At 67.5% G+C, this 18464-nt stretch carries 16 protein-coding genes; all 16 read left to right on the top strand.

Annotation, left to right across the window (positions count from 1 at the left end; translation table 11 throughout):
* Window positions 1–48: 48 nt before the first annotated feature.
* Complete coding sequence (gene pheT / locus CVA01_RS04420) at window positions 49–2625, top strand: phenylalanine--tRNA ligase subunit beta (RefSeq protein WP_141328953.1); 2577 nt, start codon at window positions 49–51, stop codon at window positions 2623–2625.
* Between the two features lie 144 nt (window positions 2626–2769).
* Window positions 2770–3789 (top strand): N-acetyl-gamma-glutamyl-phosphate reductase, encoded by a 1020-nt coding sequence (argC, locus tag CVA01_RS04415; protein ID WP_041629952.1) that lies wholly within the window; start codon window positions 2770–2772, stop codon window positions 3787–3789.
* A gap of 51 nt (window positions 3790–3840) precedes the next feature.
* Window positions 3841–5019 carry a bifunctional glutamate N-acetyltransferase/amino-acid acetyltransferase ArgJ gene (gene argJ / locus CVA01_RS04410; RefSeq protein ID WP_141328951.1) on the top strand — a complete coding sequence of 393 codons (1179 nt, stop codon included), beginning with the start codon at window positions 3841–3843 and terminating at the stop codon, window positions 5017–5019.
* An 88-nt stretch (window positions 5020–5107) separates the two neighbouring features.
* Window positions 5108–5971 (top strand): acetylglutamate kinase, encoded by an 864-nt coding sequence (argB, locus tag CVA01_RS04405; RefSeq protein ID WP_174775605.1) that lies wholly within the window; start codon window positions 5108–5110, stop codon window positions 5969–5971.
* Window positions 5964–7145: an acetylornithine transaminase gene (locus CVA01_RS04400; RefSeq protein WP_141328947.1), complete on the top strand. Its 1182-nt coding sequence runs from the start codon at window positions 5964–5966 to the stop codon at window positions 7143–7145. Before argB ends, CVA01_RS04400 begins: the two co-directional genes overlap by 8 nt.
* Window positions 7142–8050: an ornithine carbamoyltransferase gene (argF, locus tag CVA01_RS04395; RefSeq protein ID WP_141328945.1), complete on the top strand. Its 909-nt coding sequence runs from the start codon at window positions 7142–7144 to the stop codon at window positions 8048–8050. The genes CVA01_RS04400 and argF overlap by 4 nt, the downstream gene beginning before the upstream one ends.
* Window positions 8026–8535: an arginine repressor gene (gene argR, locus CVA01_RS04390; protein WP_041629955.1), complete on the top strand. Its 510-nt coding sequence runs from the start codon at window positions 8026–8028 to the stop codon at window positions 8533–8535. The genes argF and argR overlap by 25 nt, the downstream gene beginning before the upstream one ends.
* 41 nt (window positions 8536–8576) lie before the next feature.
* The gene (locus CVA01_RS04385) at window positions 8577–9779 is read left to right on the top strand and encodes an argininosuccinate synthase (protein WP_014009797.1); all 1203 of its coding nucleotides are present in this window, start codon (window positions 8577–8579) and stop codon (window positions 9777–9779) included.
* A gap of 15 nt (window positions 9780–9794) precedes the next feature.
* A complete protein-coding gene (gene argH / locus CVA01_RS04380) occupies window positions 9795–11237 on the top strand; it encodes an argininosuccinate lyase (RefSeq protein WP_141328943.1) in 1443 nt (480 codons plus the stop codon).
* A 107-nt stretch (window positions 11238–11344) separates the two neighbouring features.
* A complete protein-coding gene (locus tag CVA01_RS04375) occupies window positions 11345–11512 on the top strand; it encodes a Trm112 family protein (RefSeq protein WP_041629956.1) in 168 nt (55 codons plus the stop codon).
* 35 nt (window positions 11513–11547) lie between these two features.
* Window positions 11548–12807 carry a tyrosine--tRNA ligase gene (tyrS, locus tag CVA01_RS04370; protein WP_014009800.1) on the top strand — a complete coding sequence of 420 codons (1260 nt, stop codon included), beginning with the start codon at window positions 11548–11550 and terminating at the stop codon, window positions 12805–12807.
* A gap of 76 nt (window positions 12808–12883) precedes the next feature.
* Complete coding sequence (locus tag CVA01_RS04365) at window positions 12884–13825, top strand: aldose epimerase family protein (RefSeq protein WP_141328941.1); 942 nt, start codon at window positions 12884–12886, stop codon at window positions 13823–13825.
* 65 nt (window positions 13826–13890) lie between these two features.
* Complete coding sequence (locus CVA01_RS04360; protein ID WP_141328938.1) at window positions 13891–15552, top strand: sodium:solute symporter family protein; 1662 nt, start codon at window positions 13891–13893, stop codon at window positions 15550–15552.
* Between the two features lie 28 nt (window positions 15553–15580).
* Window positions 15581–15871, top strand: coding sequence for a hypothetical protein (locus CVA01_RS04355; protein ID WP_014009803.1), 291 nt, complete (start codon window positions 15581–15583; stop codon window positions 15869–15871).
* Between the two features lie 11 nt (window positions 15872–15882).
* Window positions 15883–17043, top strand: a complete 1161-nt coding sequence (gene galT / locus CVA01_RS04350; protein ID WP_141329115.1) for a galactose-1-phosphate uridylyltransferase — start codon at window positions 15883–15885, stop codon at window positions 17041–17043.
* Window positions 17040–18380: a galactokinase gene (gene galK, locus CVA01_RS04345; RefSeq protein ID WP_373862659.1), complete on the top strand. Its 1341-nt coding sequence runs from the start codon at window positions 17040–17042 to the stop codon at window positions 18378–18380. The genes galT and galK overlap by 4 nt, the downstream gene beginning before the upstream one ends.
* Window positions 18381–18464: the final 84 nt, after the last annotated feature.

Here is an 18464-nt window from a genome sequence, read left to right as displayed (position 1 = left end):
GCACATCCACCTCCTGACCTCTTCACCCCAAGGAACCGAGAACCACCCATGCTGATCTCCCAGGACTGGCTCACCCGCCTTCTCCGGACCTCCAACGCCTCCTTCTCCGCCACCACCGAGGAGATGGACGCCGGATTCGTCCGCGTCGGCTTCGAGACCGAAGGCTACGAGCACATCGCCGAATCCACCGGCGCCATCGTCTTCGGACGCGTCGAGAGCTTCGAGGAGCTCGAAGGCTTCAAGAAGCCGATCCGCTACTGCGAGGTCAACGTCGGCGACGCCAACGGGACCGGCGACCTGCAGCACATCATCTGCGGTGCCCGGAATTTCCGTCAGGGCGACATCGTGATCGTCTCCCTGCCCGGTGCCGTGCTGCCCGGCGGTTTCGAGATCGCCGCCCGTAAGACCTACGGCAAGGTCTCCGAGGGCATGATGTGCTCCGCCGCCGAGCTCGGCCTGGCGTCCGTCCAGACCGCCGGCATTATCGCCCTGCGCGGTAAGGAAGCCGAGGACTCCCGCATCGTCATCGGTGAGGACGCCCGTGGGTTCCTCGGCCTCGACGACACCGTCTTCGAGGTCAACGTCACCCCGGACCGCGGCTACGCCCTGTCCGCCCGTGGTCTGGCCCGCGAGCTCGCCGCGTCCTTCGGCCTGTCCTTCCGCGACCCGGCGACCGACCCCGCGGCTGCGGCACTGCCGACCGACCTGCTGGCCGGCCTGCCGTCCGCCGGTGACGCCTCGAACCTGCCCGCCATCACCGTCGATCCGGAGACCAAGGCGTCCCGCTTCGGTATCCGTCGTGTCTCGGGCATCGACCCGACCGTCGAGTCCCCGTACTGGATGCAGCGCGAGCTGCTGCTGGCCGGTCAGCGTCCGGTGAACGCCGCCACCGACGTCACCAACTACGTCATGTTCCTGCTCGGCCAGCCGATGCACGCCTTCGACGCCGGGAAGATCACCGGTGACCTGCATGTGCACCTCGCCACCGAGGGGGAGAAGCTCACCACCCTCGACGACGTCGAGCGCACCCTGTCCGGTGAAGACGTCGTGATCTCCGATGCCACGGGCATCCAGTCCATGGCGGGTGTCATGGGCGGCTCCACTTCGGAGATCTCCGCAGAGACCACCGACGTCTACTTCGAAGCCGCGCACTTCGACCAGATCACCGTGGCCCGCACCTCCCGCCGTCACAAGCTCTCCTCCGAGGCGTCCCGGCGCTTTGAGCGTGGCGCCGATCCGGCCGCCATCGAGGCCGCCCTCGACTTCGCTGTCGCCCTGCTGACCCGGATCGCCGGCGGCACCGTGGTGCCGGGTGTGTCGATCGTCGGCGAGGTCCCTGCCATGCCGACCATCGCCATGCACACCTCCGCCCCGGGCCGGATGGCCGGCACGATCTACCCCTCGGGTACCACGGTCGGACGCCTCACCGAGGTCGGCTGCAAGGTCACTCCGACCGGTGAGCGTGACGCCAACGGCGCGATGGCCATCGAGGTCGTCCCGCCGACCTGGCGTCCGGACCTGACCATGCCTGCCGAACTCGTCGAGGAGGTTCTGCGTCTCGAGGGTCTGGACAAGATACCCTCGGTCATCCCGACCGCCCCGGCCGGCCGTGGTCTCACCCCGCGCCAGAAGATGCGCCGCGCTGTCGGCCACGCGCTGGCGTGGAACGGCTGGTTCGAGATCCTGCCGAGCCCGTTCATCCCCAATGACACCTTCGACGTCTGGGGTCTCGATGCCGGTGATCCGCGTCGCTCCGCGATCCGGGTCCTGAACCCGCTGGAGAGCGACGCCGCGACCATCGGCACGACACTGCTGCCGTCGATGATCGACTCCCTGCGCCGCAACATCACCCGTGGCCAGAAGGACCTCGGACTCTTCGGCGTCGAGCAGGTCACCCTGCCGACCGAGGCGTCCGGGACCTCCCCGATGCCGTCGACTGCAGGGCGTCCCTCCGATGAGGAGGTCGCCGAGCTGCTGGCGTCGCTGCCGGACCAGCCGCTGCACGTCGCCGTCATCGCCGCCGGCGATCGGGAGCTGCAGGGGACGTGGGGTCCGGCACAGCCGTACACCGCCGCCGACGCCTTCGAGGCCGTCCGCATCATCGCCCGGGCAGCCGGTGTCGAGTTCACGCTGCGTAACGCTGAATACCTGCCGTGGCACCCGGGCCGTTGTGCCGAGGTCCTCGTCGAGGTCGACGGTGCCGAGGTTGTCGTCGGACACGCCGGTGAGCTGCACCCCCAGGTCTGTGAGCGTGCCGACCTGCCGAAGCGGACCATCGCCGTGGAGCTCAACCTCGACGGCCTGCCGCTGGAGGAGTCCTTCCCGCGTCCGGTACTGTCACCGTTCCCGGCTCTGTACCAGGACGTCGCCGTGGTCGTCGACGAGACCACCCCGGCCGCTGACGTCGAGGCTGCACTGGTCTCCGGGGCCGGTGAGCTGCTCGAGGCCATCCGCCTGTTCGACGAGTACCACGCCGAGGCACTGGGTGAGGGCAAGCGGTCGCTGACCTACTCCCTGCGTTTCCGTGCCACCGACCGGACCCTCACCGAAGACGAGGCCTCCGCGGCCCGCGAGGCCGCCGTCGCCGCCGCTGCCGGGAAGGTCGGGGCCACGCTGCGCACGTAGGTTCCCGGTCTCTTTCGAGGACGCCGCCCGGACTGTTCTGGTCCGGGCGGCTTCCGCATGGGGGAGGTCGGAAGGGTGGAGGTGTATAAAAACCACTTTCATGCATAACTTGCGCGGTGGGGTGAGGCGGTGCATACTTGCACAATGATCTCGATCGCAGTGGCAGGTGCCAGTGGATACGCCGGGGGAGAAGCCCTCCGCCTCCTCCTGAACCATCCCGGATACAACCGGGACTTCACCATCGGTGCCCTCACCGGCGCCTCCAACGCCGGACAGCGGTTCGGGGACCTCGTCCCCGGCCTGCCGCAGCTCGCAGACCGTACTGTCGAAGACACCACCGAAGAGGTGCTCGCCGGGCATGATGTCGCGATCCTCGGACTGCCCCACGGTGTGTCCTCGTCTCTCGACCTGGGAGACACCATCGTGCTCGACTGCGGCGCCGACCGGCGTCTGACCAGCCGTGACGACTGGGGCACCTACTACGGCGGCGAGTGGCCCGGCAGCTGGCCCTACGGCATCCCGGAGCTTCCGGGGAACCGCGACATCCTGAAGAGGACCACAGGCGTCGCGGTCCCGGGATGTTTCCCCACCGGCGCCACCCTCGCCCTGCTGCCGGCCATGCACGCCGGCCTCATGGACCCGATGGTCTCCGTCGTCTCCGTCACCGGCGTCACCGGAGCTGGCAAGAAGGCCGCCGTGCCGATGCTCGGCGGTGAGACCATGGACAACCTGCGGGCCTACAAGGTCGGCACCCACCGGCACACCCCGGAGATGGCACAGAACATCCGCCGCGTCCTGCCTGACGGTCACCCCGGCGACGTCCACGTGACCTTCACCCCGGTCCTCGCCCCGCTGCGACGTGGCATCCTCACCACCGTCACCGCCGATGCGCGCGGCACGGCAGAGGAGATCCGCACGGCCTACGAGGACTTCTGTGCCGGTGAGCCCTTCCTCCACCTGCTGCCCGAGGGTGAGCAGCCTGAGGTCAAGAGCGTGGCCGGGACCAACATGTGCCACCTCCAGGTCACGGTCGCCGACGGCGTCATCGTCGCCACCAGTGCCATCGACAACCTCACCAAGGGCACCGCCGGAGCCGCCGTGCAATGCCTCAACATCATCCAGGGCTGGGACGAGACCGCCGGCCTGCCGATGGCCGGTCTGTAGACCACCGACCACATCCCCCGACATCTCAACACACACGAGAAGAGAACACCCATGACCGAGAACACGACCGGCGTGACCGCAGCCGCCGGTTTCCGGGCCGCCGCCACCACCGCAGGCATCAAGCCCTCCGGTAATCCCGACCTCGCCCTTGTCGTCAACGAGGGCCCCGAGTTCACCGCCGCCGCCGTCTTCACCCGTAACCAGGTCTTCGCTGCACCGGTGAAGTACACCCGGGGGAACAACGACGGCACCTTCCATGCCGTCATCCTCAACTCCGGCAACGCGAACGCCTGCAACGGCGTCCAGGGGGAGAAAGACGCCGAAGCCACCGCCGCCGCGGTCGGAGAGGCCCTCGGCATCCCGGCGACCGAGGTCGCCGTGTGCTCCACCGGTCTCATCGGCGACACCCTCCCGATGGACAAGCTGCTCGCCGGCGTCGCCACGGTCACCGACGAGGTGCAGCAGGTGGCGGCGTCCTCCCCGGAGGCAGGTCTTGCCGCCGCCACGGCGATCATGACCACGGACACCGTCGCCAAGCAGGCCGTCTACCACGGCGAGGGCTGGACCCTCGGCGGCATGGCGAAGGGCGTGGGCATGATGGCCCCGTCGCTGGCCACCATGCTCGTGGTGCTCACCACCGATGCCCGTATCGACGATCCGGCGCCGTACCTCAAGGCCTCGGCCGAGGTCTCCTTCGACTGCATCGACATCGACGGTTCGACCTCCACCAATGACACCGTCATTCTCATGGCCAACGGTGCCTCCGGCATCAGCCCGTGCGACAAGGAACTCGCCGCAGCCGTGAACGCCGTGTGCATGGACCTCGCCAAGCAGCTCCAGGCGGACGCCGAGGGCGTCACCAAGCGCGTCGCCATCACCGTCACCGGCACGGAGACTGACGCGGACGCCAAGGTCGCGGCCCGGATCCTCGGCCGCGACAGCCTGTTCAAGTGCGCCATGTTCGGTTCCGACCCGAACTGGGGACGCACCCTCGCCGCCGTCGGCATGGCGCCGGTGACCATGGTCGCCGACAGGATCTCCGTGAGCTTCAACGGCCAGCCGGTGTGCGTCAACGCCACCGGCGCCCCCGGTGCCCGCGATGTCGACCTGTCAGGTGAGGACATCGACGTGCTCGTCGACCTCGGCACCGGCGGCCCCGGCACCGCGACCGTCTGGACCACGGACCTGTCCCACGACTACGTCCACATCAACTCCGCGTACAGCTCCTAGGAAAGGCAGCCACCCCGTGACTGAATTCACGAGCGAGAAGGTCGTCTACCGCGGCGACTCCGGGCTCTCCCCGTCGACCCGGGCGAACGTGCTCGCCGAGGCACTGCCCTGGCTGCTGCACTACCGGGGCAAGATCGTCGTCGTGAAGTACGGCGGAAACGCCATGATCGACGAGGACCTCAAGGCCGCCTTCGCCGCCGACATGGCCTTCCTGCGCACTGTCGGCGCCCACCCCATCGTCGTCCACGGCGGCGGCCCGCAGATCACCGAGATGCTCGACAAGGTCGGCCTGGAGGGCAAGTTCATCGGTGGCCTGCGTTACACCACCCCGGAGACCATGGAGTACGTCCGCATGGTCCTCTTCGGCAAGGTCGGGCGCGAACTCGTCGGTCTGATCAACCAGCACGGACCCTTCGCCGTCGGCACCTCCGGTGAGGACGCCGGCCTGTTCACCGCCGTGAAGAAGAACACCTGGATCGACGGCGAGGAGGTCGATCTCGGCCGCGTCGGCGACATCGCCCAGGTGGACGCCACCGTGCTCATGGACCTCATCGACGCCGGACGCATCCCGGTCGTCGCGCCCTTCGCCCCCGACGAGGACGGCAGGGTCTACAACATCAACGCCGACACCGCCGCCGGTGCGCTGGCCTCCGCACTCGGTGCCGAGCGCCTCGTGGTGCTCACCAACGTCGAGGGTCTGTACACCGACTGGCCGAACAAGGACTCGCTGGTTTCCCGGATCGCCCCGGACGAGCTGGAGAAGATCCTGCCCGACCTCGACGCCGGCATGATCCCCAAGATGGAGGCCTGCCTATCCGCCGTGCGGACCGGTGTCTCCGCCGCCCACGTCATCGACGGACGCGAGCGACACTCCGTGATCCTCGAGCTCATGACCTCCGGCGGTATCGGAACGATGATCGCCCCTGAAGACTGGGAGTCGCCCAATGCCTGACAACACCGCACAGAACTGGAAATCCGACTGGGAGAACGCCGTCATGCCGACGTACGGCACCCCGGCGATCAACCTCGTCTCCGGGAAGGGGAGCCGGGTCACCGACTCTGACGGCAAGGAGTACATCGACCTGCTCGCCGGCATCGCCGTCAACGCCCTCGGCCACGCCCACCCCGCGATCGTGGAGGCGGTCTCCACCCAGATCGCCACCCTGGGACACACCTCGAATATCTTCGCCCATCCCCAGGTCATCGCCCTGGCGAACAAGCTGCGGAACCTCATCTCCCCGGACGCCCACGTGTTCTTCTCGAACTCGGGGGCCGAGGCGAACGAGGCGGCCTTCAAGACCGCCCGCCTGACCGGGAAGTCCCGTATCCTCGCCGCCGAGCACGGCTTCCACGGCCGCACCATGGGGTCGCTGGCGATGACCGGCCAGCCCGGCAAGCGCGCCCCGTTCGAGCCGATGCCCGCCGGCGTGGAGTTCTACCCCTACGGTGACCTCGACGCCCTGCGCGCGCTCATCGGACAGACGCCCGACGACACCGCCGCCGTCATCCTGGAGTCCGTCCAGGGTGAGACAGGGGTCGTCCCCGCACCGGAGGGATTCCTCACCGGTGTGCGCGCCCTGTGCGACGAGTTCGGCGTCCTCATGATCGTCGACGAGGTCCAGGCCGGTATGGGCCGGACCGGACAGTGGTTCGGCTACCAGGCGGATCTTCCCGCAGGTGTCGTGCCGGACCTCATCACCCTGGCCAAGGGGCTCGGCGGCGGCCTGCCGATCGGTGCCTGCGTCGCCGCGACCCGGGCCGGGCAGCTGCTCGCCGCCGGCCAGCACGGGTCGACCTTCGGAGGTAACCCGGTGTCCTGCGCGGCCGGTAACGCCGTCATCGACACCATCGTCGCCGACAACGTCCTCGACAACGTCAACGCGCAGGGGGAGTACCTACGCACCGGACTCGAGGCACTTGACGCCGTGGACCACGTCCGTGGCCGCGGTCTCATGCTCGGCGTCGTCCTGAAGGACGCACACCCGGGCATCGCCGCCGAGGCTCTCGACGCCGGCCTTCTGCTCAACCAGCCTGCCGACGACGTGATCCGCCTCGTCCCGCCGCTGACCATCACCGACACCGACGTCCGCGAGGCCGTCGCGATCCTCAAGGAGCTGCTGAAATGACCCGTCACATTCTCGCCGATGACTCGCTCACCGTCGCCGAGCAGGCCGAGGTTCTCGAGCTCGGCCTCGAGATGAAGAAGAACCCGATCCGGAAGAGCCTCGAGAACAGGTCGGTGGCGATCCTGTTCGACAAGACCTCCACCCGGACCCGGTTCTCCTTCGACGTCGGCGTCTACCAGCTCGGCGGCCACCCCATCGTGGTGGACTCCGGCAAGTCGCAGATGGGCAAGAAGGAGTCCTACCAGGACACCGGTGCCGTCCTGTCCCGCTTCGTCGACGCGGTCGTCTGGCGGACCGGTGCCCACCAGAACCTCCACGACATGGCGGAGACTGCCACCGTGCCGATCGTCAACGCCCTGTGCGATGACTTCCACCCCTGCCAGATCCTCGCCGACCTCCTCACCATCAAGGAGAAGAAGGGGGAGCTCAAGGGACTCAAGGCGGTCTACCTCGGTGACGGTGCCAACAACATGGCGAACTCCTACATGCTCGGCTTCGCCACCGCCGGCGTGGACATCACCATCGCCGCCCCGGAGGGCTTCCAGCCGGAGCAGCGCTTCGTCGACCGGGCGCAGGCCCGCGCCGACGAGACCGGAGCGACGCTCAAGGTCATCGGAACCCCGGACGTCACCGGCGCTGACATCGTCATCACCGACACCTGGGTGTCGATGGGCATGGACGCCGACCGCGACACCTCCGCGCTGACGCCGTTCCAGGTGGACGAGGCTCTCATGGCCACCGCCGACAAGGACGCCATCTTCATGCACTGCCTGCCCGCCTACCGTGGCTTCGAGGTCTCCGCCGGCGTCATCGACGGGCCACAGTCCGTCGTCTTCGACGAGGCCGAGAACCGGCTGCACGCACAGAAGGCCCTGCTGGAATGGCTCTCCCTCAACAACCGCTGACCCGGTCGGCCCGGCAGGACCTCATCGCCCGGCTCATCGAGACCCACCGGATCCCCAGCCAGCGCCACCTGCTGGAGCGGCTGGAGGCCGAGGGAGTGGAGACCACCCAGGCGACCCTGTCACGGGACCTGGTGGACCTCGGGGCCAGGAAGGTGCGTTCGGAGGGACGCGCCTTCTACAGCCTGGGGTCCGCCACTGACGACCTGGCTGCCGACGGGCCGGCGAAGCTCCGTCGCGTCCTCGCCGAACTCCTGGTGGGCACGGACTGGTCGGGCAGCACCGCCGTGCTGCGGACGCCGCCGGGGGCCGCCCAGTACCTCGCCAGTGTCGTCGACCGCTCCGACCTTCCCGACGTCGTCGGTACCATCGCCGGAGACGACACCGTGTTCGTTCTCGCGCGCGAACCGGCGGACGGGCGTGGCCTGGCTGAACGGCTCGCCCGACTCTCACGGCCCGCCGGTGACCAGACCGACCGTGAACTGTAGAATTCACCCGATACATCATCCCCGAAAGGATCATCCAGATCATGACTGACCGCGTCGTACTCGCGTACTCCGGTGGCCTCGACACCACCGTCGCCATCCCTTACCTCAAGCAGATGACCGGCGGCGAGGTCGTCGCCGTCTCCATCGACCTCGGCCAGGGTGGCGAGGACATGGAGTCCGTGCGTCAGCGCGCCCTCGGCGCCGGTGCCGTGGAGTCGATCATCGTCGATGCCAAGGACGAGTTCGCCGACAACTACTGCCTGCCGACCATCAAGGCCAACGGCATGTACATGAAGCAGTACCCGCTGGTCTCCGCGATCTCGCGTCCGCTGATCGTCAAGCACCTCGTCGAGGCGGCCAACGAGCACGGCGGCACCCACGTGGCACACGGCTGCACCGGTAAGGGCAATGACCAGGTCCGCTTCGAGGTGGGCTTCATGAACACCAACCCGGACCTGAAGATCATCGCTCCGGCACGTGACTACGCCTGGACCCGCGACAAGGCCATCGCCTTCGCCGAGGAGAACAACGTGCCGATCGAGCAGTCGGCGTCCTCCCCGTTCTCCATCGACCAGAACGTCTGGGGCCGCGCCATCGAGACCGGTTACCTCGAGGACCTGTGGAACGCCCCGACCAAGGACATCTACGCTTACACCGAGGACCCTTCCCTCGGCCAGGCCCCGGACGAGGTCACCATCTCCTTCAAGGCCGGTAAGCCGGTCGCCATCGACGGCCGCGAGGTCACCGTGCTGCAGGCGATCGAGGAGCTCAACCGCCGCGCCGGTGCCCAGGGCGTCGGTCGTCTCGACATGGTCGAGGACCGCCTCATCGGCATCAAGTCCCGCGAGATCTACGAGGCCCCGGGTGCCGTCACCCTCATCAAGGCCCACGAAGCTCTCGAGGACGTCACCGTCGAGCGCGAGCTCGCCCGCTACAAGCGCGGCATCGAGGCCGAATGGTCCAACCAGGTCTACGACGGCCTGTGGTTCTCCCCGCTGAAGCGCTCCCTCGACGCCTTCGTCGAGTCCACCCAGGAGCACGTCACCGGCGATATCCGCCTCGTGCTGCACAACGGTTCGATCCAGGTCAACGGCCGTCGCTCCGAGGAGTCCCTCTACGACTTCAACCTCGCCACCTACGACACGGGCGACACCTTCGACCAGACCCTGTCCAAGGGCTTCGTCGAGCTGCACGGCCTGTCCTCCAAGATCGCGAACAAGCGCGACCGGCGTTTCAGCAACTAGGGGAGCGGCGCAACAATGACGGAGATCCAGAAGCACGCGACGAATGAGGGCTCCCTGTGGGGCGGCCGGTTCGCCGGTGGCCCGACCGAGGCCATGGCCGCGTTGAGCAAGTCCACCCACTTCGACTGGGTACTGGCACCCTATGACGTTCTCGCCTCCAAGGCCCACGCCAAGGTGCTGCACAATGCCGGCCTGCTCTCGGACGAGGATCTGGCAACCATGCTTGACGGCCTGACCCGTCTGGGCGAGGATGTCGCCTCCGGTGCCTTCGGCCCGGAGCCCCCGGACGAGGACGTCCACGGTGCGATGGAACGCGGTCTGATCGACCGCGTCGGCCCGGTCGTGGGCGGACGCCTGCGCGCCGGCCGGTCCCGTAACGACCAGGTCGCCACGCTGTTCCGCATGTGGGTGCGGGACGCCGTGCGCGAGGTCAGCGCCGGCGTCCTCGACGTCGTCGACGCCCTGGTTCTCCAGTCCCGGTCCCACCCGGAGACCATCATGCCGGGCAAGACCCACTTCCAGGCCGCGCAGCCGGTGCTGCTGGCCCATCAGCTGCTGGCGCACGCCCAGCCGCTGCTGCGGGACGTCCAGCGGTTCCAGGACCTGGACAAGCGTCTGGCCGTGTCCCCGTACGGCTCCGGTGCCCTGGCCGGCTCCTCGCTGGCACTGGACCCCGAGGCCATCGCCGCGGAACTCGGCTTCGACTCCGCCGCCGACAACTCCATCGATGCGACGAGTTCCCGTGACTTCGCCGCCGAGACCTCCTACGTCCTGGCCCAGGTCGCCATCGACCTGTCCCGTCTGGCCGAGGAGATCATCGCCTGGTCGACCCCGGAGTTCGGTTACGTCACCCTGGCCGACGAGTGGTCCACCGGTTCCTCGATCATGCCGCAGAAGAAGAACCCGGACGTCGCCGAGCTCATGCGCGGCAAGACCGGTCGTCTCATCGGTGATCACACGGGTCTGCTCGCCACCCTCAAGGCACTGCCGCTGGCCTACGACCGCGACCTGCAGGAGGACAAGGAGCCGATCCTGGACGCGGTCACGCAGCTCCACCTCCTGCTGCCGGCGATGACCGGTCTGGTCGCCACGCTGACTTTCCACCCGGACCGGCTGCTGGAGCTGGCCCCGGCCGGTTTCACCCTGGCGACCGACCTCGCCGAGTGGATGGTGCGCCAGGGCGTGCCCTTCCGCGACGCCCACGAGGCGTCGGGCCAGTGCGTCCGCATCGCCGAGTCCCGCGGTGTCGGTCTCATCGACCTCACCGACGAGGAACTGGCGGGTGTCCACCCGCAGCTGACCCCCGAGGTCCGCACGGTGCTCACCGTCGAGGGCGCGGTGGCGTCCCGCGCGACCCGCGGCGGTACGGCCGGTGTGCGTGTCGCCGAGCAGCTCGGCCGAGTCGTCGACGCGTCCGGTGCCGGCCGCGAGTGGGCGGAGAGGCCGGTCCGCGGCTGAGCCGCGGTTGATCCACCGCCTGTTCCGCAGCGTCAATGAGGGCGCCCGGGGTCCTACCCGGGCGCCCTCCGGCGTGTGCGGGATGCGCTGCAGTTACACTGTTGACCATGATCGATCCGAGCCTTCTTGAGATTCTCGTGTGCCCGCAGGACAAGCAGCCGCTGGAGGAGCACGGGGACTATCTGGTCAACCCGCGGCTCTCCGTCGCCTATCCGGTGCAGGACGGCATCCCCGTCCTGCTCGCCGATGAAGCGGTCGCCTGGCCGCTGCCCTGAGAACTGACCAGACTTTCCCGAAGGACCCAACACCCATGTCGAACATCCTCGACGAACTGTCCTGGCGCGGCCTTGTCGCGCAGAGCACCGACATCGACGCCCTGCGCACCGAGCTGGACACCCCCACCACCGCCTACGTGGGCTTCGACCCGACCGGGCCGTCACTGCACGCCGGGCACCTTGTCCCGCTGCTCATGCTGGCCCGTCTGCAGCGTGCCGGCCACACCCCGATCCTGCTCGCCGGTGGTGCCACCGGCATGATCGGTGACCCCCGTGACGTCGGCGAGCGCTCCATGATCTCCGAGGAGACCGCCGCCGAAAACGTGGAGCGGATCCGTAAGCAGCTGGCCTCCTTCGTCTCCTTCGAGGGTGAGAACGCCGCGATCATGGCCAACAACATGGACTGGACCGGCTCGATGTCCGTGGTCGACTTCCTCCGTGACGTCGGCAAGAACTTCAGTCTCAACACCATGCTCTCCCGGGACACGGTGAAGCGCCGCCTGGAGTCTGACGGCATCTCCTACACCGAGTTCTCCTACATGCTGCTGCAGGCCAACGATTTCGTGCAGCTGCGCCGCAACCACGACTGCCGGTTGCAGATCGGCGGCTCCGACCAGTGGGGCAACATCGTCTCCGGCGTCGACCTCAACCGTCGTGTCGACGGAGAGGTCGTCCACGGCCTCACCGTGCCGCTGGTCACCGACTCCGAGGGGCGCAAGTTCGGCAAGTCCACCGGCGGCGGCAAGCTCTGGCTCGACCCCGAGATGACGAGCCCCTACAGCTGGTACCAGTACTTCCTCAACGCCGCGGACGCGGACGTCATCCGTTACCTGCGCTGGTTCACCTTCCTTGGCCAGGAGGAGCTGGACCGCCTCGCCGTCGAGGTCGAGGAGCGCCCGTTCAAGCGCGAGGCGCAGCGCACCCTCGCCCGTGAGATGACCACCCTGGTCCACGGGGAGGATGCCGTGGCCAAGGTCGAGAAGGCCGCCGAGGCGCTCTTCGGTAAGGCCGAGCTCGCCGAGCTCGACGAGCAGACCCTGGCGTCCGCCCTGTCGGAGACCGAGGTCGCCGCGGTCGCCGCGGATGCGACGATCCTCGACCTGCTCGTCGGTGCCGGACTGGAGAAGACGAAGGGTGCGGCCCGCCGCACCGTCGGCGAAGGTGGTGCCTACGTCAACAACGAGCGTATCTCCGAGATCGACTGGACGCCGTCCGCCGAGGATCTGCTGCACGGATCCTGGCTTGTCCTGCGTAAGGGTAAGAAGCGGTTCGCCGGAGCGCGTGTGCGGAACTGACGGTGAATGAAGATCACCTGAGTTAACCGGACCGGGTTTTTCTGTACCGGTCAAGCGAGGGTTACACTTGTGCGCCATGGCCCAACCGAGTCAAAGTGTGACCCTCACCGCAGGGGACTGTCGGGCGGTGATCTCGCCCCGCGGCGGGGGACCGCAGCACCTCAGCGTCGGCGGGCGTGACCTGCTCCAGGGGTACGGAGGAGCAGGGGAGCCCGGTCCGGCACCGTTGTCCGCCAATGTGGTGCTCGCCCCCTGGCCCAACCGGACCCGAGACGGCGAGTTCACGGTGGCGGGCAGACGCTACAACCTCGAGATCAATGAACCGGACCGCAGCAACGCGATCCACGGTTTCGTCGACGATGCCGTGTGGACGGTCTCATCCTCCGGCGAAGACGCGGTGACGCTGACCATCGATCCGGGGACGCTCCCCGGGTGGCCGTGGCCTCTGCACCTGGAGGTCGCCTACCGGGCAGCCGTCGACGGACTCAGCGCCGAGTTCCTGCTGCGGAACGACTCACCGGAGCGGATCCCCGCCGCCTGCGGATTCCATCTCTACCCCAGCGCCTTCGGTGCCCCGGTGGACGAGTGCACCTTGGCCGCCCCCGGGCACAGCGTTCTTCCGTTGGATGACCGGAACCTGCCGGTCGGGGAGGAGGTCGATGACACACAGGACGCCGGCCAGGCCGCCGTGCTCTCGGAGCCGGAGACCCCGATGGCCGGACGCCTGCTCGACCACTGTCTGCATGTCCCCGGGACAGGACCGGTGGCCTTCACCCTCCGCGATGCCACGGGGCGTGGCGTCCTCCTAGAGACCTCCCCGGAACTCCGGTGGTTCCAGGTCTTCACCCCGGACGAGGCATGGGGGATGCCCTATCCCGGGCAGCCCGGCGGACGGGCGGTCGCCGTCGAACCGATGACCGCCCCGCCGGACGCACTGAACTCCGGCACCGATCTGACCTGGCTGGTGCCGGGAGAGTCCCTCACCTGCCGCTGGGCGGTCAGGGTACTCGACGGCTGACCGTCGGCCGAACCCCTACCTGACGTATTCATCGATTCCCCCGACCAGAAAGAACAACGCACACCATGGAGACCGCATACACAGCGTCATCCTCCCTGCGGCTTGACGCCAGCTGGATCGATTACGCGCTGGTCGCACTCTTCTTCGCCTTCGTCCTCGGCATCGGCTGGGCTGCGAAGCGGCGAGTGTCCAGCTCCATCGACTTCTTCCTCTCCGGCCGCGGACTGCCCGCCTGGGTCACCGGCCTCGCCTTCGTCTCCGCGAACCTCGGAGCCGTCGAGATCATCGGCATGTCCGCCAACGGCGTCCAGTACGGCATGCAGACGATGCACTACTTCTGGATCGGCGCCATCCCGGCGATGATCTTCCTCGGCATCGTCATGATGCCCTTCTACTACGGCTCGAAGGTCCGATCGGTGCCGGAGTTCATGCGCCGTCGTTTCGGTACCGGCGCACACCTGGTGAACTCGCTGTCCTTCGCGATTGCCCAGCTGCTCATCGCCGGTGTGAACCTCGTTCTGCTGGCCAAGGTGGTCAACGCCCTGCTCGGCTGGCCGCTGTGGGTCACGCTGCTCGTCGCCGCCGCGATCGTGCTCTGCTACATCACCCTCGGCGGCCTGTCCGCCGCGATCTACACCGAGGTGCTCCAGTTCTTCGTCATCGTCGCGGGTCTCGCACCGCTGACGATCATCGGCCTCAACCGCGTCGGTGGCTGGGGCGGACTCCAGGACAAGGTCGACGACTTCCAGACCCACGCCTGGCCGGCCCAGGAGCTCTCCGGTTTCGACAGCCCGGTGCTCTCGGTCATCGGTATCGTCTTCGGTCTCGGCTTCGTGCTGTCCTTCGGTTACTGGACCACGAACTTCGTCGAGGTGCAGCGTGCCATGGCGTCCGAGTCCCTCGGCGCCGCCCGGAAGACACCGATCATCGGTGCCTTCCCGAAGATGTTCGTCCCCTTCATCGTCATCGTCCCCGGCATGATCGCCGGTGTGCTCGTCAGCGCGCTCCAGGAGGGTGGGGACGCCGAGCCGAATGACGCCCTGCTCTACCTGATGCGTGACCTGCTGCCCAACGGTCTGCTCGGTGTCGCGATCGCCGGTCTGCTGGCCGCGTTCATGGCCGGCATGGCGGCGAACATCTCCGCGTTCAACACGGTGTTCAGCTACGACCTGTGGCAGTCCTACGTGGTCAAGGACCGGGAGGACGGCTACTACCTCAAGGTCGGTCGCTGGGCGACGGTCGGAGCGACGGTCATCGCGGTGGGTACCGCCCTGATCGCCAACAACTTCGGCAACATCATGGACTACCTGCAGACGCTGTTCGGCTTCTTCAACGCCCCGCTGTTCGCCACCTTCCTCCTCGGTATGTTCTGGAAGCGGATGACGCCCCACGCCGGTTGGTCCGGCCTGGTCGCAGGTACCGCCGCCGCGATCATCTTCTGGGCGTTCTCCCTGGGTTCCGACCCGCTGGTCGACCTCCCGGGACAGGGCACGGCTTTCGTGGCCGCCGGCCTGGCCTTCGTCGTCGATATCCTGGTCTCCGTCATCGTCACCTCCTTCACCACGCCGAAGCAGGACGAGGAACTGGTCGGCTTCGTCAAGTCCGTGACCCCGAAGGCGCAGCTGGAGGACCCCGAAGAGAAGAACATGCCGTGGTACCGCCGTACCGTGCCGCTGGGCATGCTCTGCCTGATCATGGTCATCGCCCTCAACGTGATCTTCCACTGAGCCGTCGACGGAGACAGAGAGAGAACCAATGTCTGACAACACACAGAACACAGTCCACAAGGCGGGTGCCTTCGACATCCGCAACATCATCGCCGCCCTGCTCGGCATCTACGGCATCGTGCTGCTGATCTGCGCGGCTGTACTCGACCCGGGTGTGAACCCGGACACCGGTGCAGACAAGTCCTCGGCCGACAACCTCTGGACCGGTGTGGTCCTCGTGGTCGTGGCCGCGCTCTTCGTCCTCTGGTCGAGGCTCAACCCGGTCGTCGTCGACGAGAGCCTCATCGACGAGGACGCACTGCCGGAGGGTGACAAGTGACCACCCACCCGCTGAAGATCACCGGAACCCACCTCGCGGACGGTCGTGAACTCATCTACTTCGACGACTCCGCCGATGTGCTGTCCGGTGAGGTCACCCGGGAGCTCACGGATCCCCGGGACCTGCCTGGTTCAGTGACCGAATCCGAGATGCGTCGGGACCCGCTGACGGGTGAGTGGATCACCTACGCCGCGCACCGGAGCAACCGGACCTTCATGCCGCCGGCGAACGAGAACCCGCTGGCCCCGGCCACTCCGGGTCATCTTCCGACGGAGATCCCCTCCACCGACTACGACGTGGTGGTCTTCGAGAACCGGTTCCCGTCGTTCTCCACGCGTATCGCGATGCCGGAGAACCCGGATGACTACGACTGGCAGGTCGACGGCGAGGAGATCTTCCCGCGGCGTCCTGCGAAGGCACGGTGTGAGGTCGTCTGCTTCACCCCGGACTCGTCGAAGTCCTTCCGCGACCTCCCGCTGTCCCGGATCCGCACGGTCATCGAGGCCTGGCGTCATCGGACCGAGGCGCTTTCGGCGATCGACGGTGTGATCCAGGTTGCCCCCTTCGAGAACCGTGGTGAAGAGATCGGGGTGACGCTGCAGCACCCCCACGGACAGATCTACAGCTACCCGTTCGTCCCGCCACGCTCGCAGCGGATCCTCGAGCAGGCCGCAGCCCACCGGACCGCGACCGGGCGTGACCTTTTCGACGACATCCTCGACGCTGAGCGCCGTTCGGGCGAGCGGATCATCACCGAGACCCCGCACTTCACCGTCTTCGTCCCGGCTGCCGCGAAGTGGCCGGTCGAGGTGATGGTCGTGCCGAACCGGGCGGTCGGCGACTTTACCGGGCTGACCGACGAGGAGCTCGACGAACTCCCCGCACTGCTGAAACACCTCTATTCGGCGGTGGACCGCTACTTCGAGGGTGTCGAACGCACCCCGTACATCGCCGCCTGGAACCAGATGCCGGTCCAGGACCGTCTTACCGGGGAGCAGGAGCGGCTGCGTGGTGAAGGAAGGCTCCACCTGCAGTTGTTCTCCCTCATGCGGTCGCCGAACCGGATGAAGTTCCTCGCCGGCTCGGAGTCGGCACTGGGCGCGTGGATCAGTGACACGACACCGGAGCGGATCGCCGGGCGCTTCCGCGAGATCTGGGAGGACGAGCGGTGACCGGACAGCCAGGGGAGAGGCGTCCCCTCGACTGGTGGCAGTCCCGGGACACGGGAGATCTCGCAGCCGACGCACGGACACTGTTCCACACCGCATTCGGTGGGGACACGACCTGCGAAGGCGTGTGGATGGCACCGGGGCGGGTGAACCTCATCGGTGAGCACGTCGACTACGCGGGAGGGGTCTCCCTTCCGTTTGCCCTGCCGCAGTGCACCGCTGCAGCAGTCGGACGCCGGGACGACGGGATCCTCCGACTGGTGTCCCTGATCCCGGGGGCCGATGCCCCTCAGGAGACCAGCATCGCGCTGTCCGAGGTCGGGCCGGGATCCCCGGCAGGCTGGGCGGGGTACGCTGCCGGAGCCGTGTGGGCAGGGATGCAGGACGGGGTCATCCCGACCTGCGACGGTCTCGACATCGCTCTGGTCTCGGATGTACCGCTGGGTGCAGGGCTTTCGAGTTCGGCCGCTCTGGAATGCTCCGTGGCTCTGGCCGCCTGTGAACTGTCGCTGGGCCGCACACCGGAACGTACGGAGATCGCCCACCTCGTGACCTCCTGCATGCGAGCGGAGAATGAGGTCGTGGGCGCTGCCACCGGCGGACTGGACCAGCGCAGTTCCTTCTACGGTGCCGAAGGTGAAGCGCTGGCCGTCGACTTCCTCCGTGACACGGTGGACCTCGTTCCCTGTGACCTGGGGGGAGCAGGTCTTGCACTGCTGATCATCAACACCAACGCTCCGCACCGCCTGGCTGACGGCCAGTACGCCTCGCGGCGTGGCGTGGTGGACGCAGTGGGCGGGGTCGCCGGTTACGGCACGGTCGGCGGCTTCCTGGCGGAACATCCCGGAGAGGAAGGACGCCGTCAACTCGAGCAGATCGTCGATGACTGGGCAGCCTCCGCAGAAGCCGAGAAACTGTTGAAAGGAGCTCTCGGGGTGCGGACAGCCACGGCACACCGGAGAATCCGTCACATCGTCGAGGAGATCCACCGCACAGCTGACGTCACCGTGACGGAACTCAAGGAGAGCGGACGACTGACGATCGAGACTGCCGGACTTCTCGGAGAGATGATGAACGGCAGCCATGAGAGTCTTCGGGACCTGTTCGAAATCACTGTGCCGGAACTCGACTGCGCCCAGGAAGCTGCCCTGGCGGCCGGTGCCCTGGGCTCCCGGATGACCGGAGGAGGATTCGGTGGCAGTGTCATCGCGCTGGTGTCGGCGAAGGACACGGAAAAGGTTGCGACAGCGGTGGCAGATGCTGCCGCGGCACGAGGACTGCCTGATCCGACCTTCTTCACCGCTGTTCCGTCCGCCGGAGCCCGTCGATTCATCGCCTGACCAGGGCAGTTGCCCTGTGTTACGGCGGTGTGTACATTAGGTGAAGTCGCCGCGAGCGACCGGGACACGGTCCTGGTGAGCAGC

Origin of the sequence: Corynebacterium variabile (assembly GCF_006539825.1) — a bacterium.
Lineage (GTDB): Bacteria > Actinomycetota > Actinomycetes > Mycobacteriales > Mycobacteriaceae > Corynebacterium > Corynebacterium variabile.
The sequence above is the reverse complement of the archived record's forward strand: the minus strand, read 5'-3'. Positions and strand labels throughout refer to the sequence as shown.